We start from the raw sequence: 20,352 nt of genomic DNA on the forward strand, positions 1-20,352 counted from the left end.
CTTGTTCCGGAAGTCAGGGATACATTTTCTATAGATCAGGAAAACACCAGCTAGCCATGTGCCTTAGATCCTTTGCAGGATGGAACGGAATACCTGTTGGTGCTGGCTGGTCAGCATCAGGAGATGGCATATCCCGGGCTACTCTCCTAACCCAGCTTGTAGAGTCCATTCCAATAGCTGAACACTGCCAGCGTTCATCGGGCCTTGGTCGAACAGTCAGAATTAGTTCTTCTTTGCCCGGCATATCTTTAAACACACCATCCAAGTATTCAACTATGGCACGTTTATCCTTCACCTCATGGCAGTACACGGTGACCCAAGCCCCACTAAGCACTTTCACAGCATATACATCTCCTGGCTGAACCTCACCTGTGCCAGCATCTGGAGACTTTTTAGGTACTTTGGCCTTGGTGGCAACACCTCGTCTGCTTTCGAATGCACCGATAACCGTCTTACTCACGGGTGGATTCGGTTCGGGTTTATCCTTATCCTCAATCGAAACATCACTGCAATCGAGGTCACCGAAAATCCGCGACAGATTCTTTTCATTAATCCCGACAGATGAATCCCACCATGCGAGTGGAGCTTGTACCTCAACACGAGTATTCGGTCGTTTGTCACGTTCAGCATAACTAGTGAACGCAGTGATCATACCCGGTTGCTCCGGTGTATCCAGAATACCTGCAAGTGCCAGTGTCTCGAGCAAGTCACGGTATACATATATCTTTTTGGAAGCCAGCAGTTGTGCTTTTTTGAGCGCCTCCGCAGCCTTACTGTAACGCGTTTTGGGAGGCAGATTGCGCAGTACAGTCAGCAATGCACGGAGCGTCCAGCGATCATATTCAGTCGGAGCAGGTATCTCCGGCGAAGCAGCCATCTCCCTCAGAGCCAATACATGTCCATGAATATTTCCATCCAGTGGCGTGCCATTTGTCATCCGCCAGTACCACTGAAGCGATACATCCACTCCGTCATTTACATCCAAACCACAAATCTGACACTTATGACTGGAAGGATACGGTTTATATTCATGATCCGGTAAGCTGGCTGCTATCAGTTTTCCTGTAAGGAGTGAACGCCAGATCATTGGGGCAGACCATAAAGAAGCCACAAAAGCCTGAGCAGCATTCTGAAGTGTCCAACGCTCGGCCAGAGCTCTCAGCTCTCGGATCGTATCCTCATGCTGCGGTCTTTCGAAGCGATTAGGTTCATGTCCAGCAGCCTCTAAAGCCTGTAATTGCTCTGTAGAAACATCCTCAGGCACCGTCTGTCTTGCAGCTCGCAGCTCTTCGTCCCAAATTGTACGCTCACTATAAATGTGTTGAAGTAATTTAAGTTGCTGAACCATATCCATGCTCAAAGTCAACAACATCCTTTCCAGTTAGGTTGCTACATATGTACTTCTCATTTATGGTGCAAATCCCCATGTCATTCGATGCTTAATATGATGGAGATTCGCAGCTTAAATTAGAGTAACCCAGGTTTTACGTACTCGCCAGTTCCTATAAGCTTATTTTTAACAAGATCAAACCGTATGTTTCTGTCAAAAATGCACAAAACCCCTGGTACTTCTGTAACAGAAGATATCAGGGGTTCCGAAGTAAACTCATGGTCATTCAGAAGATTGAATTAAACTTCTACAACCTCAACCGTTTCCATTTTGTCGCGGCCTTCAAAAGCATCAACAAACTCCATACCTTTCGTTACTTTACCGAAAACAGTATGTTGTCCATCCAGATGCGGCTGTGGCTGATAGCAGATGTAAAATTGGCTTCCACCTGTGTTGCGACCAGCATGTGCCATTGCTAGGGTTCCACGCTCATGCTTGTTCGGGTTAATCTCACAGTTGATTGTGTAACCAGGGCCACCAGTACCTGTACCGCTAGGGCATCCGCCTTGAGCTACAAAACCCGGGATAACACGGTGGAACACAAGTCCGTTATAGAAACCGGAGTTTGCCAGCTTTTCGAAGTTTGCTACTGTGTTTGGAGCTTCTTGATCGAAGAGGTCAATCAATACTTCTCCGCCGTTTGCCATTTTAATTTTCGCTTGTTTCGCCATATGTAAATGACTCCTTTCAAATTTGAGCAAGGTTAGTTGTGACGTAACACTATACTTATGGTCAAGCATTACAGCACTTTTATTAGTGTACACCGAAAAGGGATGAATCGCAAAAGGATAAGAGAAATTTTTGAAATTCATGAAAGATGCTGTTTAATCTAAATCACTCCAATTAATATTTCTGCTAGATAGAGACAGAAAAAAGGTGACTGGTTTCAGTCACCTTCTTCTTCTGTCTATTTAAGTTTCTTTAAAGCGTAACTGTCTGTTTGCCAATACGGGCTGGAACAAGGTCATTCTGAATAATGTCCTGATACGACTCACGGCGTACAACCACATCACCTTGACCATCTTTTACAAATACAACCGCTGGACGACGAATCCGGTTATAGTTGCTCGCCATGGAGTAGTTATATGCCCCTGTGCAAGCTACGGCAAGCAAATCGCCACTTTCCACTTTAGGTAAGTCGAGATCCCAGATCAGCATATCACCACTCTCGCAGCATTTACCTGCGACAGATACGGTTTCTGTTGCTGTTTCATTTGCACGATTCGCCAGCACAGCTTCATACTTGGATTCGTACAATGCAGGGCGTGGGTTATCCGTCATACCGCCGTCTACAGCTACATATTTACGTACGCCTGGGATGTCTTTGCTAGTACCAACAGTGTAGAGCGTTGTCCCTGCTTCACCTACGATGCTGCGGCCTGGCTCAACCCAGATTTCAGGTACAGCATAACCAATTTGTGCAAAATGATTTTTCACGGCATCCGTAATAGCCTTCACGTACTGAGCCACTTCAAGCGGTGTATCTCCGTCGATATAACGAATGCCGAACCCGCCACCCAGGTTCACCACTTTGAATGCCACATTCAAGCGCTCATATACACTTGATGCAAATGCAGCGACACGTTGTACCGCCATCTGGAACCCTTCAACTTCAAAGATCTGGGAACCGATGTGAGAGTGAACACCCAGCAGTACCAGATTTGGCTGTTTGGATGCCAGTTCAATCGCTTCAAAGGCTGCACCATTACCAATATCAAAACCGAACTTGGAGTCCGTCTGTCCTGTTGAAATATATTCATGAGTATGGGCTTCAACGCCAGGAGTTACTCGAAGAAGAATGTTCACTTTACAATTTTTGTCGGCTGCGACCGCTTGAAGCAGATGCAACTCGTTAAAATTGTCAACTACGAAACATCCGATCTCCGCATCTATAGCCATCTCAATCTCTTCCAGCGTCTTGTTATTGCCATGGAAATGAATACGCTCGGCCGGGAACCCTGCCTGCAGAGCTGTAAATAACTCTCCGTCCGATACGACATCCAGAGAAAGTCCTTCCTCCGCTACAAGGGCGCACATCGCCATTACACAGAATGCTTTGCTTGCATAAGCAACCTGGAAACCTAAACCTGAAGCGCGGAATGCTTCCATATATTCTCTACAGCGCTCACGAACCAATTGCTCATCCACAACATAGAGCGGTGTTCCGAATTGCTTCTTCATATCCGTAACGTCTACTCCACCAATCTCCAGGTGGCCGTGCTCATTTATTCTACTTGTACCGTGTAAATACATCGTCTGCATTCCTCACTTTTTATATACTGGAACAGCTATTATTCCATTGATTTTATACCAGTATATCAAATAAAGTGAAGAGATAAATGGATTTTTAGGAACATCATTTGTGTTTTTTACTTTTTCACAGTTCGCCATCAGGATTATCGGACATCTTGGTATTGTCACGTGGTTTGTTGAACGACGGCCGTTTCTTGCTGACAAGCAAGGGTAACCTGAACAGGAAGTTGCCAAATGCCTTTGCATTAAACGGAATAAATGGCCACAGATATGACGAGTTGTAAGAACGGTGAATCGTCATGGCCACAATGAGTAACGTCGTTCCTACGACCAGACCCGGCACCTTAAATATCGCAACCGCCACGAGTAATAACAACCTGACTAATCGATTGGCTAGTCCTAGCTCATAACTCGGTGTAGCAAACATTCCAATCGCTGCAATAGCCATGTATAGCACAACCTCATTAACAAAATACCCTGTTTTCACCGCGATATCTCCAACCAGAATCGCTGCAATCAAACCCATGGCCGAAGCCAATGGTGTTGGTGTATGAACCGCAGCCATCCGCAACAGGTCTACCCCAAGCTCAATGAGCAGAAACTGCAAAATAATCGGTAATTTCACATTTTCCTGAGGGCCAATGAAATCCAGTCCCATCGGTTTGAGCGAGGGCTCGATGACCATTAGCATCCACAACGGAAGCAGGAACAGCGAGATCAGAATTCCAGCAAATCGTACCCAACGCAGGTAGGTTCCCATCAAAGCCGTCTGCCTGTTTTCTTCCTCATGCTCACACAGATCAAAAAAGGTTGTAGGCAGGATCATCACACTGGGAGATGTGTCTACAAAAATAACAACTCGTCCTTCCAGCAAGTGTGACGCTGTAACGTCAGGACGTTCAGAATAGCGGACCAGAGGGAACGGATTCCACCCTTTGTTAATGATTGCTTCTTCCAATTGTTTATCGGCAGCCGGAATGCCATCAATATCAATACGCTTTATTTTTTCGCGTACCGTATCCACTTCAACCTTATCCACGATATCGTCAATGTATACAACACATACGTCGGTTTGCGTTCTCCGTCCAACCTGCATAATCTCGAACTTTAACCCGGGGTCTCGTATTCTACGCCTCACTAGAGTCACATTGGTCAGCAATGTCTCTGTAAAGCCATCCCGTGATCCACGAACTACTCGCTCAAGGGAAGGCTCTTCAGGTGACCGGACTGGATAACTCCGAGTATCCATAATGATGGCAGCACGATCTCCTTCGACAAAAAAAGCACTCATTCCGGTCAGCACCTTGTTGATGACGGCACTCATCTTCTCCACACGCTCCACTTGAATATGGGGAATGTAACATTCAAAATAGGACTTGAGCGCATGTTCAGATATTTGATCCGGCGACAAATACGTCAACCTATTTAATACTTCCAGCAGAATTTCATCCTTGGCAAAGCCGCTTAACATCAGCAGCCCTACGTGTTTGCCACCGAGCACCATCTCCCTAAGCGTAACATCAAAGGACTCACCTAGCCCAAGTACTTGTTTAAGCGTATTTTTGTTATCATTCATGCGTGGAGAGATGCCATCGTTCTGTTGCCAGTACTGAATGGATTCCTCAATACTATCGGACATCTCGTTTTGCTTTTTTTTCTGGTATGCTCTCTCCTCTTCTTCCTTCTGTATCTCATAGGGAGACTTGTGGGTTGTCTCTCCGGTATTTCCTTCACCTTGCTCTTCGTGCTTCATTTGATCTTTGCGTTCGTCCATTTTCTTCCTCCTTTAACCTGTCATACCCCTTCACTTCTGATATATTAAAAAGTCAAACAATGAACCTGTTACTTTTCCCAGTATCATTGCGAGCAAAAATCCAAACAAATATGACCTCATCCCCAGCCTTTTGGCCAATACAGGTAATACATTCAATACTTCAGTCAGCGCCGCTGCGAGCAGGCCGATAAATACACCACAAAACAACCCGACAATTGGACTGAGCAATATAACCCCATGCATCTTCCAATGCCAAAAATCCGCTACCGTTCCCAGCAGTGAACCTCCGATCAGAGCTCCTTCATACCAATGCGTCTTGTCATAGGACTGTGTAACTTGGGCCAGTCTCGGAATCATGTCCAGTACAAGGATGAGGGCAATCACTCCACTCCCCACAGCAACGCCTCCGGCGATACCAAGCACAATGCTGATCGCTCCGTTAAGCACGCCCATCGTCATTCAGCTCCCTGTGATGCTTCTCATGCATGCGTTCGCTCTCTTCGATCACGACATATTGATCCACATTTTGCTGATACAGGAACATCTCTACTTCAAGCGGTGTAGGTTCTTCATTCCACTTCTTCTTGAACAGATGGTTAAAAAAAACAGCCATACCGAAGCCAATACCAAGGGAATAGGCGAGCTGAAACAAATACGGGTGTTCGTCCCGGTGTCCCGTGAGCATCTCCACGATACGAATCTGCACTTCCTGCATATTGACGTCAGCATGGAAGTTCATAATGGTCAGCGCTGAGCCGAAGAACAGCAGCAACCATACCAAAATAAACAGTGATTTGGACGGCTTTCCATTCCCTGCCATCACTTCAACTAGTGTATGACCCGCCCCCATCAACTCCACGTTTGCATTCGGCAACAACTGCCGAATACGGGGAATAATCTGCAAGATGTCTATGAGGATCAGGTTGCCGTCCTCGGGTCCGGGACGCAATAGTACCAGCTCCAGCAGCCTGTCTTCCTGATCCTCGGATGAGGCCAGTACGTGGGCAATATCTCGCAATTTGACCGCTCGCCCTCTCTGGATGCGAATTCGGCTGCGCATGCGAACGTAGACCGTTGGAGTGGGTGTCTGTGACATCCAAAGCACTCCTTTACTGCGTAATTTAGGTTAGTATTTGAAGATTGTGCAAATTTATTACATTTTAGTTGGAAAAGAGTGTAGAGGGCGGTGGGGCGCTACGGGATGGATCGGTATCGGGCACTGGTTATCCCCAGATTTCTGGTTTTCTCCTTTTCAAGGAGGAAATCCGGTGATAAACGTGCACGCTTCGCTCCTTTACCGATTCCATCCCTCCGCTGGTCTGCCGCCCTCTCTTTTCCAAACGAAATGAATCAAACTTGCGGGTGGGGGCAGGGGAAAGAAAGCTCGTGCATCGAAGAAAAAACATAGGGGCGGTGGAGCGCTTCGGAATGGATCGGTATCGGTCACTGGTTATCCCCGGATTTCTGATTCTCTCCTTTTCAAGGAGGAAATCCGGTGATAAACGTGCACGCTTCGCTCCTTTACCGATTCCATCCCTCCGCTGGTCTGCCGCCCTCTCTTTTCCAAACGAAATGAATCAAACTTGCGAGTGGGGGCAGGGGAAAGAAAGCTCGTGCATCGAAGAAAAAACATAGGGAGGTGAGGCGCTTCGGGATGGATCGGTATCGGTCACTGGTTATCCCCGGATTTCTGATTCTCTCCTTTTCAAGGAGGAAATCCCGTGATAAACGTGCACGCTTCGCTCCTTTACCGATTCCGTCCCTCCGCTGGTCTGCCGCCCTCTCTTTTCCAAACGAAATGAATCAAACTTGCGAGTGGGGGCAGGGGAAAGAAAGCTCGTGCATCGAAGAAAAAACATAGGGGCGGTGAGGCGCTACGGGATGGATCGGTATCGGTCACTGGTTATCCCCGGATTTCTGATTCTCTCCTTTTCAAGGAGGAAATCCCGTGATAAACGTGCACGCTTCGCTCCTTTACCGATTCCATCCCTCCGCTGCTTCGTAAATTTACAGTACATGCAGGAAACCGCCGATTATTCTAGAAAGTTATTTAAAACGGTTTTTGAAAGTGAGGTCTGAAATGATGAGTAAGCGTCCCGCATGCTCCATGCAAAGTCTTGATCTATAAACAACGGCGGTTGTTTGTATGGAGCTTTAGGTAATAACCGTCTTAATATCCAAATCGGTAATTTGTTTATAGGATAGGCTTTGCAACCTTGAATTTTATATTTTAAGGAGCAGAGCGATCATGAAATATGTAAACGCCGATGTCATTTTACCAGAAGAACTATTAACAGAAATACAAAAATATATCCAAGGAAGCATGGTTTACATTCCAATACCTGAAGGCCACAGAAAGAAGTGGGGAGAAAATTCGGGAAGTCGCACATATTTAAGCCAAAGAAACGAGGCAATACGTCAACAATATTCCGATGGATTAACGATTACTGCACTCTCTGAAGAATATTGTCTTTCCAGCGATAGTATCAAAAAAATTATCTATTCAAAAAAGTAAGGCATAAAAAATCACATCATATTTTTATGGTGTGATTTTTTGTGTGCAATAAATTTTTCTAATTATCTTTTATATATTTTTTAAGATGCGCCTTTGCTACGCTTGAAGAAATAACTTTATAGGAGGAGCGGCTTGTGATTCTAATTACAAAAGCTGAACAACAAGATAAATCTATTCTAAAAAATGTAATGACATTATTCCTTCATGATTTGTCCGAATTTAATCAAGACATCGAGATGAATCCCCAAAATGGTCTATTCGAATTAGATGTACTGGATTGGTTCTTTGAAAAGGAAGGATTAACACCGTACTTTATACGCTTGCACGATCAAAAAATTATAGGTTTCATTTTGGTTCAAAGCGGCCCCTTCTCCAATCAAGAATTTGCTGATTATGTTTTGAATTCATTTTTCATCACGAAAAACTATCGCCGGCAGGGTTTAGGCAGGGCTGCATGTAAAGCGTTGTTCAAACATCTTCCTGGGAGATATGCTGTTGGTCAACTTATAACCAACATGCCTGCAATTCAATTTTGGAAAAATGTATACACATCATTCGATATAGATTTTTATGAACAAGAGGAGAAAGAAGACAGTCAAACGCTCATCTATCAATACTTTAAAGTTTTAAAATAAACATTTAACAACTGAGGCTTTTTTCAGAATTTTAGAATTCAAGAACGAAGGAGTCATCATAATGAAGATCATTGCGGCAGATCAATCACACTACGAATATATTAAAGAGCAAGACCACCATATTATAGAGAACCTGATCCTACCGAAAATTTTGGCTAATGAGATCTATATCATGCAAGATGAAGAACAGAACAATATTGGATGGATTCGGTACAGCTTTTTTTGGGACAACACACCTTTTATGAATATGCTTTGGATTGAAGATGCACATCGAAATGAAGGAATAGGTACGAAAGCGCTTCTTTTCTGGGAAAATGAAATGAAGAAGCAAGGTTTTCCTTTGGTCATGACGTCTACATTAGCAAATGAAGGGGCGCAACATTTTTATAGAAAATTAGGCTATCGAGATTCAGGATGTTTGATTCTTGAGGACGAACCTTTGGAAATCTTTTTCACCAAGAAACTGAAGTAACTTTCTCCAAACAAATATTAAAACGACAAATAACCTCATCGCTAAATAACGCGAATTGAGGTTGTTAGTTGTCGTATTATGATGATTCTTCACCCATACCGATGAATAGGTCAGCCCTGAATCACTGCGCGATCTGATCGCGAATGGATTGCAATATTTTTTTCTCCAACCGTGAGACCTGCACCTGGGATATTCCCAGCCTGCTGGCCACTTCAGATTGTGTTTGATCTCGATAGTATCGCAGATACACGATGAGTCGTTCTCGCTCACTGAGACCGCCAATCGCTTCATTCAGCGCCAGCTTGTCAAACCATTTCTCCTGAGATTCGTCTGCGATCTGATCCATTAGTGTTATCGGATCACCATCATTCTCAAATACGGTCTCATGAATGGAGGTCGGTGGTTTGTTCGCTTCCTGGGCGAATACCACTTCCTCGGGAGTAACCCCGAGTTCAGCAGCAACTTCCTTAATGGTTGGCAGTCGATCCAGATGTTTGGACAGCTCGTCCCGCTTCTTGCGAACTTTGTTCGCCATCTCTTTGAGCGAACGACTAACCTTCAAGGTTCCGTCATCTCTCAGGAAACGCTGAATCTCACCAATGATCATCGGTACCGCATACGTCGAGAACTTTACGTCATAACTGAGATCAAATTTGTCCACTGACTTGAGCAGACCGATACAACCAATCTGGAACAGATCCTCTGGTTCATATCCCCTGTTCATAAAACGCTGCACGACGGACCAGACGAGTCTGATGTTGCAGTTCACCAGCGTATCCCGTGATTCATGGTCACCCGACTGACTGAGCGCAATCAGCCGTTTGACCTCGGCATCGTCCAAATAGGTCTGTGAAGATGGTTTCACTTCAGCATCCATAAGAATACCAACCCCTAATTATACAATGCTTTCTTGGATTCAATCCTTTTTTTCATCTTGATGGAGGTGCCTCTGCCGGGCTCGCTGCTGACTTCGAATTCATCCATGAAATTTTCCATAATCGTGAAGCCCATACCCGACCGCTCAAGTTCGGGCTTGGACGTATAGAGCGGCTGTTTGGCGAGATCCAGATCCTCGATGCCTTCACCGCGATCCTCTACGATGATTGTAATCATATCTTCGCGAATCTCGGCCTGAATCGTCACAACGCCTTCCGGATCGTTATTGTATCCATGGATGATGCTGTTGGTCACCGCTTCGGAGACGACCGTTTTCAGATCGCTGAGCTCGTCCATCGTGGGATCAAGCTGCGAGATAAAGGCCGCCACGGTCACCCGTGCAAACGATTCATTCTCCGACTTGGCTGCAAATTGCAGATTCATGAAATTTGTTCCTGTCCCTTCATTCATGAGACGACCTCCAGACCTGAGAGAGCAGTTCCCTCATTTTCGTATATCGGCATGATCTTGAACAATCCCGACATTTCCAGCAAACGGTATACTGACGGATTCACATCACAGATAACCATTTTTCCGCCTTTATTTTTGATCAATTTGTATCTTCCCAAAATAACACCCAGACCAGAGCTGTCCATAAATTGCAGGTCTTTCAAGCTCAGCACAAGATGCTCACATTGTCTGCGCTGGATGGCTTCATCCATCTGCATCCGTACCATATCCGCTGTATGGTGATCCAGCTCCCCGGATAATCGTACAATCAAAATCCCGCGGTGATGCTCCATGTTCACATTCAGATTCACGTTTGCCCACTCTCCTCCCTGTCTTGAACAAGGATTTCTACGTTGCCAAAAGCTTTTCCTGCCCCCCGACAAAACTAGAAGAAAACCCCTATTTAACTACAAAAACTGTTCAAGTGACAGGGTGAAGGGCATTTCCTGCCGTTTAATCGAACAAATTGGAGGTTGTACGCTTGAACAGCTTCCACCAGCCAGCTTTACCCACATCCTGTGGGGCCTGAATGTCGAATTCTTTAATCACTTCGTTTCCTTGGTAAACGACGAGCTTACCTACGCTTTGACCTGCCTTGACCGGAGCTTTTACTTCGGTGGGCACAATTAATTCATGCCGGATATCCGTTGACTTAGCTCCTTTACGCATCAGAACACTGTAGTTCTGAGAAGCATTCAGCGGCAGCTCAGCAACATCACCTTTTTCAATCTTCAGACTGCCCAGCAGATCACCTGTTTTGTATAGTGCCTTCATCGTGTATTGTGCAAACGCATAATCAAACATGGCGGAGACTTCACTGTTCCGGGTTTTCGTATTCGGTTCGCCAAGAACAACGGCAACTACACGCAGTCCATCTTTGGACGCCGTAGCCGACAGACAGAATTTTGCCTCGGATGTATAACCTGTTTTCAAACCGTCTGCTCCCTGATAAAAGCGCACCAGTTTGTTTGTATTCACGAGCCAGAACGGCTTCTCGGAGTCTTTACGTAAGTAGTCCTGGTAAGCCCCCGTATACTTTGTAATGCCTTGATGCTTCAACAATTCACGGCTCATCACTGCGATATCGTGTGCAGAGGAATAATGATTAGCCACAGGCAGACCGTTCGCATTAGCAAAACGTGTATCCTTCATGCCCAGCTCCTGTGCGCGCTCATTCATCATCTGTACAAAGGCTTCTTCCGAGCCAGCCAGCTTCTCGGCCATGGCTACAGACGCATCATTACCTGAAGCCATGGCGATACCTTTTAACATGTCATCCACGCTCATCTCTTCACCAGGCTCCAGGAAGATCTGTGAACCGCCCATTGAAGCCGCATACTCACTTGTTCTAACCTTATCCGTTAATTTCAACTCACCTGAACCAATCGCTTCCATCGTAAGCAACATGGTCATGATTTTCGTAATACTTGCCGGAGGCAGCTGATCATGGCTGTTTTTCTCATAAATAACGGTCCCCGTATCTGCATCCATCAAAATAGCCGAAGTTGCCGATGGAGCCAACTCCGCACCTCCAGCAGCCTTTGGTGCTTCTTCAGCAAGAGCTGATGATGTCATTAGGGGCAGCAGAATACAAAGGGTCATGAACGATGCCATTATTCTTTTTTTCACTAGTTTCCCTCCTCAAATGAATAGCGCGGTGGTTAGGCCTCGCATGTACTGCTAATCATTGTCGGCGTGTTTAAAGTAAATTATTCCATTAAAAGAAGGTTTTACTTAACTTTTTTTCAACAAAAAGATAACGCAAAAAAACGTGCCCCTCCAGACCTTGGAGTTGTAGCACGTTTAATTGATATCTAGCTAATGTTGTCCTGCTTACCTGTTCATCTTGTTACATCTTAGGGATAACTGCCAACACAAGCGCCAGGAAAGCTTCACGAACACGTTCCGTCGTTTCCATCACTTCTTCATGGGACAAAGGCTGATCTAGTATGCCAGCAGCCATGTTGCTGATGCAAGAAATACCAAGCACTTCAAGACCCGCATGCCGAGCTACGATCACTTCGGAAACGGTAGACATCCCCACAGCATCTGCACCTAGCGTACGCAGCATTCTGATCTCTGCCGGTGTTTCATAGTTGGGTCCGAGCATGCCGGCATATACACCCTCTTGCACATTAAAACCTTGTGTTGCTGCCGTATCCTTGGCTAGTGCACGCAGACGGCGGCTATATGCTTCAGACAGATCAGGGAAACGTACCCCAAGTGCAGCGTCATTTGGCCCCATTAACGGGTTTTTGCCAGTCAGGTTCAAGTGATCGGAGATGAGCATCAAATCGCCCGCCTGATAGGATGTGTTGACACCGCCAGCAGCATTCGTTACCAGCAAGCTGGTTACTCCCAATTCTTTCATTACGCGTACCGGGAATGCGGTCAGTTCCGGGCCATAGCCCTCATACATGTGAAAACGGCCTTTCATCATCACGACTGGACGTCCTTGAATGGTGCCGATCAGCAATTCCCCCTCATGTCCCTCTACAGTGGACACAGGGAAATGTGGAATATCCTGATATGCAATGCTCACGCCGTCTTCAATCAGTTCAGCAAGAACGCCAAGACCTGAGCCGAGAATCAAGCCGACTTCCGGCTTGATGGAGCTTTTACTTTGAATATAAGATGCTGCTTCTGAAATCATCTGTTGGTTTAATGCTGTCATCCGATGTTGTTCCTCCTTAAAGTAGAAACGATCCGTTTATGAATCGGCAGGTACACCCTGTGCTTGTCATGGTGTCATGAAACCATTCCAATCATGGAACCTGCGTATGTATAACGGCGTTTTGTTGGTTTCCAATATAGTTTAACTTAAAAAGGGCCATTCATCCTCTATTAATTGTGAAGAGTGTGCGCCAAAAATTATTTTGCTCGCGGATGATGGGTTTCATAAATTTCTTTCATCGTTTTACGTCCATGCTGGCTATATTGTTGCCCTGGTTGTTCAACATGACCAAGCATGTCCTGCACTGCACGAGTATCCGCCCCATTAGCGATCAAGTGGGCTGCGAATGAATGTCGTAGCGTGTGCGGCGTAATCTCTCCTGAAATGCCTGCGTCTACTGCTGATTTTTTCAGCAGCTTCCAAAATCCCTGCCGAGTCAGACGCCTTCCGGATACGTTCACAAAAAGGGCCTGCTCGTCTGTTCCAGCCTTAAGCAAAAGCTCACGAAACTCTTCGATATACACTTTGGCCCAATGCGCAGCCGGTGCACCGATGGGGAGAATTCGTTCTTTACCCGCTCCACCGCAGCGTATAAAGCGCATCTCCGGCTGTACGTCCCGTACATCAAGTGCAATTAGCTCCGACACCCGAATGCCAGTAGCATACAGCAACTCCAGCATGGCGCGATCTCGAACACCTTGAGGAGAGCTAACATCAGGGGAGGCCAACAATAATTCAATCTCTTGAAGAGTAAGAACCTGAGGAGGTGTTTTGTCAGCCTTGGGAGCCTCCACGTCAAACGTAGGGTCTTGTACAATCTCGCCGCGCCGCATCAAAAAATGAAAATAGGATCGTAAGGATACGATGCTACGGGCAATCGTTGCATTCGCCCGACCATCCTGTTTGAGTCGACCTACAAACAACACAACATGGGTTCGTCTAACTTCTTCTGGCCTGCGAATATCGTATTCCTTTTTCACGAATTCCACGAACTTGTCCACATCTCGGAGATAAGATTCTAGCGTGCTGCTAGACATTCCCTTATCTTCTTCCAGGTATAAAGCATAGGCGTGTATGGTCTGATTCATGTACGACACTCCTCATCTGACAGCAATGCCGATTGGCAGGCTGCTTTCGTATTTGCATCCCTGGCTGCCGGAGTCTCTTTCCCCTTGCAGCTATTCCCCGTACCAATAGAATAGTCTTAGGCGCTCCGCCATCGTAGGACGTGCTTCTCCAGTGCCTGGCCAATCCGTTTCCTGAAATACCTTAACTGCATTACCAGATGGTATCTGATAGTGATCTACGGGTGAGATCCAGCCGTTGAAGAAATCCATAATGTGATAGAACAAATACACAAGCGCAGCAAAAAACACAATAAATCGTATAAAACGGAGCCCTCTCCGTAAAGATATAATCATTGGATATTCCCCTTCCCTCATCAAGTCCAATATGCCCTTGAAACAGGGTATGACATGTCAGACGGGAATATGCCACAGCGACAGACCTCACACGAGGTACGGGACCAAAAAAGCTCCCCCGTCAAAACCGCCGGTGAGAGCTTGAAGATAGGCTATGTTATTCTTCATCTTTGGGCTTTTGTTCATTTTTAGCTTTGCAACGATAACAAACTCCATGAAAGTCCAATCGGTGATCTACTACCGAGAAATTAAATTCCCGCTCCAGTCGTTCTTCAAGCGGCCCTAACCAGTCCTCACGAATTTCATCCATACTTCCGCATTGCACGCAGATTAAGTGATGATGGTGATGCTTGGATGTATCTCCGCGCAGATCATAACGCGCTACACCGTCGCCGAAGTTGATTTTCTCTACAACATGCAGCTCACTCAGTAGTTCGAGGGTACGGTACACGGTTGCCAGACCGATTTCGGGAGCTTTTTCTTTAACGAGCATGAATACATCCTCTGCACTCAGATGATCTTCTTCATTCTCTAAAAGTACTCTGACGGTGGCTTCCCGCTGGGGCGTTAATTTATAACCTTGGGACTGTAGTTGCTGCTTAATTTTATCAATCCGTGCTTCCATTTTCTCCCTCCCCCTAGGAAATCACTGCACACTGCAACTTAACCCACTCTTTCCATTATAGGGGGAGTCTAATATTAAAGTCAATATTTTAGGACATCTCATAGAAGCTAGACAGGAAGCAGCATTGGAGTGACCCAGCGCATCATAGCGGGCGTAACCCAGGTTTCAAAAGACGCTACACCAAGAAGCAACACTGCCATAAAGACTGTTAAAATAATATAAGAAGCAAATGGTTTTTGGCGGCCTGGTGCTCGTTTCATTAAGAGGCGATTACGGATGATATATAATGAGAATGTCATGGCAGCCACACTACAGATGATCAGGATTGGAATGACGAACAGATTATGTGGTGCTACGGATACAAGTGCAAACAGCAAGCCTTTCCATGAATACTGTCCCACAAGATAACCCACAGTAAACCCGATCAATACGCCTTTTAGAAAATCTAAAATGAGTATGCCTGGCAACCCCACAACGGACAAACCAAGAATGAAGATAAGTCCGATCCACTTGAGATGAAGCATCGCAATGTCCCAGTAAGCTGTACTCTCCATCCCCTGAGAACTATGTTGCACGGTCATGAAGAAGTTACCAAGATACCCTTCAAGATCCTGTCGTTGTTCTAGTGAGAGAGCGTTAACCATTAATGCACCAAAGATAACACCGACCAGAAACAAGACAGCTACAAATACATATAACGAGGTTTGCCCCTTGAACGTAAAATAAGAAGAACGCATACAGGTACGGGTCTCCTTTCCAGTTATCCTGCTGCAAGGAATGATTTCGGTCTTGATTATCCCTTACGATTCAGCATATGAACCGGAACTCGCCTGTATGCCTCTTGTCCATATCGTTACACGCTGCCTGTTTTAGATTTTACGTTTTCCGTAGGTTCTCTGTCACCTTCCCGTACGTGCCTCCCCCTCCAGAAGACAATGCCAACTGTCCATTGCGAGCGGCCACGATTAGTTCAGCAAGTATGGGACCCACGACTTCAGCTAGTTGAACTTCATCGGTCCGGTGCAGCACATCCATCTCTGTGCCGAAACGATCCAGTAGCTGACGAAGCTTGGCTTTGCCAAGTCCAGGGATGAATTCTAGTGGAACCTGATAATAGTAAGGCGGGCGGTCTGCTGGTACCTCCGGTTGTTCCCGATCCGCAATGGCTAGAATACGATCCAGCACCCCTTGAACAAGCTTTGGGCTTCCACAAAGCGGACATCGGTCTGCGGACAGATCTTTCTCGTCCATTACGCTGCCACATGCTGCACAATACGTCCGGTGGTATTTACCTAATCTTGGATTCAACCCATAATTGGCTGTAATGCTCCTCCCCTCTTCCCCTCGCAGCGCCATTCGGAACTCGTCGAAGGAAGGGGACGCAATGTGAAGCTCATTATATTCCCGTCCGATTTTACCCAGTGAATGCGCATCCGAGTTGGTCAGAAAAGGAAGATGATCCATTTCACGGATGTAACTCGCCATGGAGGAGTCTGAGCTTAGTCCGAGCTCGACCGCATCTATAAGGCTGGTATCCAGCACATCTGCCATACGTGGCGCTGTGCTTCCATAGATACCCTTATGCGGTGTAAATACATGTGCAGGGACAATTAGGCCCCCACGAGCCTTAATCTCTGCTTGCATCTCAGTTACAGGGACATATACACGTTGAGAGCTTAGGTTTACATTTTTCATATAACGCATCATCCATGTGGTAAAAGACTTCATCGTATTCAGATCTCGGAAGTAGGCCAGCATATGGAATTCTTTCATTTCAGGTTCGCGGAGCTCAATCTCCGTTCCCAGTAGAATTGTAGTATCTTGATACGCAATCCCGCCCCCCTCTATCTCCGACATTGTACCTTTATGGAGTAACTCCTCAATATCTTTTTGCACAACAGGAGAATGGCAATCAATAACTCCCAAGAGATGAATTCCTTTGCGTGTGGATGCCTCCAGGGCAATATTCTCAAAGGTCAGGTCGCGGCTGCCGCTAATTTTAACTGCCTCACCGCGGGACGTACGTCCAATATGAATATGCAGGTCCGAATAACAGGGATTCCATCGTCTCGTCATTCCCTCTTGATGTTGCATCATTACAACCGTCCTGTCGTTCTGTAAATCTCCCAAGCATACACAGCCATCATCGTTTTGGCATCACTTATCCGATTCTCGTCCATCAGTCTGTATGCCTCCTCTAGCGTAATCTCCGCCACTTCAAGAAATTCATCTTCGTCGAGTGCCATCTCTCCAGCTTCAAGCTCTTCCGCCATATAGAGGTGAATGATCTCGTCCGCAAAACCCGGTGACGTGTAGAAAGACCTCAAGTGCCGCAGCGATTTCGCTTCATAGCCCGTCTCTTCCTTCAGCTCACGCGCAGCTGCCACCTCGGGTTGTTCTCCCGGGTCCAGTTTACCCGCAGGTATTTCTACTTCCGTACGCCCCATGGCTTGGCGATACTGATCCACGACGAGCATACGATCTCCCTTGATCGCCAGTACTGCTACTGCTCCTGGATGTTTAATGATTTCTCTGGTCGCCGTTTGCCCATTAGGCAACTGTACAGTATCTACCTGAAGTGAAATTACTTTACCTTCAAAGATCGCCTTAGAGGATACCGTTACTTCATCAAGCTTGGGATTCGCCGGTTGCGGCGCATAAATGGATTCAGCAGATGTTCTGGATTTCATGTATAGTTCAACTCCGTTTCATTTGTGATGAGTTCAATCGAACTGAGATGTATAAAGTGATAATTTCAGGCATATGGTGAGCTTATAAGAATCTAAACTTACGTACTATCTCAAGTGTAATGCGAGAAATAAGGGGGACTCACTGAATGAAAAGTTATCTCACGCCTCAATCTGCACATGTAGTCGGACAAGCCAGACAAGTACAGCTTATTCTTAAACAATGGATGCGGGAATGGGGCCCCGAAACCAAATTAAGTGACATGCTGGCTGGACGAAAGAGCTAGTCTAGTGTTGTTCAAAAAGTCCGAACCCGGGTTGAACCGAATTCGGACTTTTAAATTCTGTGTAATCAAATCGGCAGTTTACTGTCCTTACTTGTTAGCAACCGTTTCCTGTACAATCGCGATCACGACTTGAGACAGCTTCACAATATCCGCCGCTCGTATGCGCTCTTTAGTTGTATGGATGTCTTCATACCCTACAGCCAAGTTCACCGTTGGGATACCAAATCCGTTAAAAATATTAGCGTCACTTCCTCCACCAGAAGCAAACGTGCTTGTTTCCAGGCCAATACTACGAATCGCCCGCTGTGCCAGTTGCACGACTTCGTGGTCGTCATGGAAACCGAATGCAGGATACTTGATTTCACTACGGAACTCTGTTGTTGCACCGAATTTCCGGCATGTCGTCTCCAGTGCCTCGCGCATTTGGGCGACCTGCTGTTCGATTTTCTCCTGCACAATACTACGGGCCTCCGCTTCAATCTGAACGAAGTCACATACCACATTCAGAGCAGACCCACCTTGGAATTTGCCAATATTAGCTGTCGTCTCGTTATCAATGCGTCCAAGCTTCATTGCAGCAATTGCTTTGGCTGCAACCTGAATTGCACTAATTCCATCTTCCGGGTTCACACCGGCATGTGCTGACTTCCCATAAATTTTCATTTGAATCTCAGCTCTTGCTGGAGCAGCTACGCAGATCGTACCCACAGCTCCATTCGAATCCAGTGCATATCCAAATTTAGCATCAATATCCTTCGGATCCATCGCACGAGCTCCTACAAGGCCAGACTCTTCACCGACGGTAATCACGAACTGAATTTTGCCATGCGGAATGTTATTCTCCTGAATGACACGAATCGCTTCAAATAGAGCTGCAATGCCCGCTTTGTCATCCGCTCCAAGTATAGTTGTACCATCACTGCGGATCCATCCGTCCTCGCCCAGCTCCGGTTTGATCCCCTGTCCAGGGGTCACGGTGTCCATGTGACAAGTGAAGAACATCGGCTCAACACCTTCCACGCCAGCAGCTTCCATCGTAACGACCAGATTGCCCGCCCCGTGACCCGTCTCATTCATCGTATCGTCCTCGTAAACATGAAGACCAAGACCTTCGAATTGTTCCTTTAACACCTTCGATATATTTTGTTCATTTTTTGTCTCACTATCAATCTGAACCAATTCCATAAATTGCTTTATTACACGTTGTTCATTAATCATTAGACTTTCCTCCCTATCGTAGATACGATACAATACAGGTACTATGGCTTGTTTAAAAGGTCTGAAAGGAGTTCTCTCTTCATGCAAAACAAGAAATGGTTCAAAATTGTGATCTATCTCATGCTGGCGGCCATGATTGGCTCCACTCTTTTCATCGCGCTGGAACCGCTATTGTTTGGATAGTCACCCACCCTGAAGCTCTTCCGATGTTCTGTTCTACAGACGCTGGAGGGCTTCTTTTTCCGTTACCCAACTCAGATCATACGGGAATAAACGCTGAAAATAAGGCACAATGTCATAGGCTACTTGCTCAACCGAGTATGACTTACCCGTGATATCCTCGAGCGACGTCACCCCATACTGTTGAATTCCACATGGAACGATTCCTTGAAACCCGGCAAGCTGAATACCTGAGGTAATGTTGAAAGCAAAACCGTGACTCGTCACAAAACCACGTCCATGCTTGCAGCGATTGAACTTGATGCCGATCGCAGCAATCTTCAGATCACCGATCCATACGCCTGTGTAACCCTCTTTACGACCAGATTGAATTCCCTGATCCGCAAGATAATCGATCATTACCTGTTCCAATGTACGCAAGTAATGATGCAGATCCAGTTTCTCATCTCGTCCCAGTACCAATAATGGGTAACCTACCAGTTGACCCGGCCCATGATAAGTAATATCACCGCCGCGATCAATTTGAAACAAGGAAATACCTTGTGCTTTTAACTCTTCCTCACTCCAGAGCAGATGCTCCGGATGATTCTGCGTTCCAATCGTATACGTTGGCGGATGCTGTAAAAGTAGCATGTGTTCGGGGCCTTCACCTTTATCCAGCTGTCGAACAATTGATTTTTGAAGATTCCATGCCGCTTCATAATCAAGCATTGGTATGTATGCCACATTCAGCGGTTTGCCCATGTTTTCCCCACATCCTTCTGCCCATGGTTTACTATATGATGAAATAATGATCTCTAGACAGTCAGAAAAGTGCACGGCCTGTGGCACATAC

25 protein-coding genes are annotated in these 20,352 nt (G+C 46.1%); 6 read left to right on the top strand and 19 right to left on the bottom strand.

Annotation, left to right across the window (positions count from 1 at the left end; all coding sequences use genetic code 11):
• Positions 1 to 28 precede the first annotated feature (28 nt).
• The 6 genes from PQG66_RS08885 to PQG66_RS08910 all read right to left on the bottom strand — a co-directional run bounded on the left by PQG66_RS08885 (position 29) and on the right by PQG66_RS08910 (position 6,513).
• Entirely contained in the window at positions 29 to 1,354 is a 1,326-nt protein-coding gene (locus PQG66_RS08885; protein WP_272037333.1) for a hypothetical protein, read from the bottom strand.
• 275 nt (positions 1,355 to 1,629) lie between these two features.
• Positions 1,630 to 2,061, bottom strand: a complete 432-nt coding sequence (locus PQG66_RS08890) for a peptidylprolyl isomerase (RefSeq protein ID WP_272037334.1) — start codon at positions 2,059 to 2,061, stop codon at positions 1,630 to 1,632.
• A 250-nt stretch (positions 2,062 to 2,311) separates the two neighbouring features.
• The gene (lysA, locus tag PQG66_RS08895; protein WP_272037335.1) at positions 2,312 to 3,643 is read right to left on the bottom strand and encodes a diaminopimelate decarboxylase; all 1,332 of its coding nucleotides are present in this window, start codon (positions 3,641 to 3,643) and stop codon (positions 2,312 to 2,314) included.
• Positions 3,644 to 3,767: 124 nt separating this feature from the next.
• The gene (locus PQG66_RS08900) at positions 3,768 to 5,417 is read right to left on the bottom strand and encodes a spore germination protein (protein WP_272037336.1); all 1,650 of its coding nucleotides are present in this window, start codon (positions 5,415 to 5,417) and stop codon (positions 3,768 to 3,770) included.
• 30 nt (positions 5,418 to 5,447) lie between these two features.
• Positions 5,448 to 5,876, bottom strand: coding sequence for a stage V sporulation protein AB (locus PQG66_RS08905; protein ID WP_442955067.1), 429 nt, complete (start codon positions 5,874 to 5,876; stop codon positions 5,448 to 5,450).
• Entirely contained in the window at positions 5,857 to 6,513 is a 657-nt protein-coding gene (locus PQG66_RS08910) for a stage V sporulation protein AA (protein ID WP_272037338.1), read from the bottom strand. Before PQG66_RS08910 ends, PQG66_RS08905 begins: the two co-directional genes overlap by 20 nt.
• Positions 6,514 to 6,803: 290 nt before the next feature.
• Between PQG66_RS08910 and PQG66_RS08915 the strand changes: the two genes are divergently transcribed.
• From PQG66_RS08915 to PQG66_RS08930, 4 genes are all read left to right on the top strand, one after another.
• Entirely contained in the window at positions 6,804 to 7,052 is a 249-nt protein-coding gene (locus PQG66_RS08915) for a hypothetical protein (RefSeq protein ID WP_272037339.1), read from the top strand.
• Between the two features lie 613 nt (positions 7,053 to 7,665).
• On the top strand, positions 7,666 to 7,932 hold the full coding sequence (locus tag PQG66_RS08920) for a CD3324 family protein (protein WP_272037340.1): 267 nt from the start codon (positions 7,666 to 7,668) through the stop codon (positions 7,930 to 7,932).
• A 134-nt stretch (positions 7,933 to 8,066) separates the two neighbouring features.
• Positions 8,067 to 8,567, top strand: coding sequence for a GNAT family N-acetyltransferase (locus tag PQG66_RS08925; protein WP_272037341.1), 501 nt, complete (start codon positions 8,067 to 8,069; stop codon positions 8,565 to 8,567).
• A gap of 61 nt (positions 8,568 to 8,628) precedes the next feature.
• Positions 8,629 to 9,039 (top strand): GNAT family N-acetyltransferase, encoded by a 411-nt coding sequence (locus PQG66_RS08930; protein WP_272037342.1) that lies wholly within the window; start codon positions 8,629 to 8,631, stop codon positions 9,037 to 9,039.
• Between the two features lie 121 nt (positions 9,040 to 9,160).
• Here the strand turns inward: PQG66_RS08930 and sigF are convergent, their stop codons facing one another.
• The 11 genes from sigF to PQG66_RS08985 form a co-directional block, all read right to left on the bottom strand.
• Entirely contained in the window at positions 9,161 to 9,916 is a 756-nt protein-coding gene (gene sigF / locus PQG66_RS08935; RefSeq protein WP_090922432.1) for an RNA polymerase sporulation sigma factor SigF, read from the bottom strand.
• 14 nt (positions 9,917 to 9,930) lie between these two features.
• The gene (spoIIAB, locus tag PQG66_RS08940) at positions 9,931 to 10,386 is read right to left on the bottom strand and encodes an anti-sigma F factor (RefSeq protein ID WP_272037343.1); all 456 of its coding nucleotides are present in this window, start codon (positions 10,384 to 10,386) and stop codon (positions 9,931 to 9,933) included.
• Complete coding sequence (gene spoIIAA, locus PQG66_RS08945; RefSeq protein ID WP_272037344.1) at positions 10,383 to 10,736, bottom strand: anti-sigma F factor antagonist; 354 nt, start codon at positions 10,734 to 10,736, stop codon at positions 10,383 to 10,385. The genes spoIIAB and spoIIAA overlap by 4 nt, the downstream gene beginning before the upstream one ends.
• 142 nt (positions 10,737 to 10,878) lie before the next feature.
• On the bottom strand, positions 10,879 to 12,054 hold the full coding sequence (locus tag PQG66_RS08950) for a D-alanyl-D-alanine carboxypeptidase family protein (RefSeq protein ID WP_442955068.1): 1,176 nt from the start codon (positions 12,052 to 12,054) through the stop codon (positions 10,879 to 10,881).
• 220 nt (positions 12,055 to 12,274) lie between these two features.
• Positions 12,275 to 13,099, bottom strand: a complete 825-nt coding sequence (locus tag PQG66_RS08955) for a purine-nucleoside phosphorylase (RefSeq protein WP_272037345.1) — start codon at positions 13,097 to 13,099, stop codon at positions 12,275 to 12,277.
• 197 nt (positions 13,100 to 13,296) lie between these two features.
• Positions 13,297 to 14,187, bottom strand: coding sequence for a tyrosine recombinase (locus PQG66_RS08960; protein ID WP_272037346.1), 891 nt, complete (start codon positions 14,185 to 14,187; stop codon positions 13,297 to 13,299).
• Positions 14,188 to 14,277: 90 nt separating this feature from the next.
• Entirely contained in the window at positions 14,278 to 14,520 is a 243-nt protein-coding gene (locus tag PQG66_RS08965) for a DUF4227 family protein (protein ID WP_272037347.1), read from the bottom strand.
• 157 nt (positions 14,521 to 14,677) lie between these two features.
• Positions 14,678 to 15,145 (bottom strand): ferric iron uptake transcriptional regulator, encoded by a 468-nt coding sequence (gene fur, locus PQG66_RS08970; RefSeq protein ID WP_272037348.1) that lies wholly within the window; start codon positions 15,143 to 15,145, stop codon positions 14,678 to 14,680.
• Between the two features lie 107 nt (positions 15,146 to 15,252).
• Complete coding sequence (spoIIM, locus tag PQG66_RS08975) at positions 15,253 to 15,882, bottom strand: stage II sporulation protein M (protein ID WP_272037349.1); 630 nt, start codon at positions 15,880 to 15,882, stop codon at positions 15,253 to 15,255.
• A gap of 139 nt (positions 15,883 to 16,021) precedes the next feature.
• Positions 16,022 to 17,239, bottom strand: coding sequence for an endonuclease Q family protein (locus PQG66_RS08980; RefSeq protein WP_442955087.1), 1,218 nt, complete (start codon positions 17,237 to 17,239; stop codon positions 16,022 to 16,024).
• A 2-nt stretch (positions 17,240 to 17,241) separates the two neighbouring features.
• A complete protein-coding gene (locus tag PQG66_RS08985) occupies positions 17,242 to 17,835 on the bottom strand; it encodes an NUDIX domain-containing protein (protein ID WP_272037351.1) in 594 nt (197 codons plus the stop codon).
• Between the two features lie 146 nt (positions 17,836 to 17,981).
• Here PQG66_RS08985 and PQG66_RS08990 point away from each other — a divergent pair, with 146 nt between their 5' ends.
• Positions 17,982 to 18,119 carry a Z-ring formation inhibitor MciZ gene (locus PQG66_RS08990; RefSeq protein WP_272037352.1) on the top strand — a complete coding sequence of 46 codons (138 nt, stop codon included), beginning with the start codon at positions 17,982 to 17,984 and terminating at the stop codon, positions 18,117 to 18,119.
• An 87-nt stretch (positions 18,120 to 18,206) separates the two neighbouring features.
• On the opposite strand, the gene PQG66_RS08995 is transcribed toward PQG66_RS08990, so the two are convergent.
• Positions 18,207 to 19,337, bottom strand: coding sequence for a M20/M25/M40 family metallo-hydrolase (locus tag PQG66_RS08995; protein WP_272037353.1), 1,131 nt, complete (start codon positions 19,335 to 19,337; stop codon positions 18,207 to 18,209).
• An 81-nt stretch (positions 19,338 to 19,418) separates the two neighbouring features.
• Between PQG66_RS08995 and prli42 the strand changes: the two genes are divergently transcribed.
• Positions 19,419 to 19,520, top strand: a complete 102-nt coding sequence (gene prli42, locus PQG66_RS09000) for a stressosome-associated protein Prli42 (protein ID WP_188591092.1) — start codon at positions 19,419 to 19,421, stop codon at positions 19,518 to 19,520.
• Positions 19,521 to 19,553: 33 nt separating this feature from the next.
• Here prli42 and lipB read toward each other — a convergent pair whose 3' ends face one another.
• Positions 19,554 to 20,261 (bottom strand): lipoyl(octanoyl) transferase LipB, encoded by a 708-nt coding sequence (gene lipB, locus PQG66_RS09005; protein WP_272037354.1) that lies wholly within the window; start codon positions 20,259 to 20,261, stop codon positions 19,554 to 19,556.
• Between the last annotated feature and the right edge of the window lie 91 nt (positions 20,262 to 20,352).

Origin of the sequence: Paenibacillus sp. JJ-100, assembly GCF_948329825.1 — a bacterium.
Lineage (GTDB): Bacteria > Bacillota > Bacilli > Paenibacillales > Paenibacillaceae > Paenibacillus.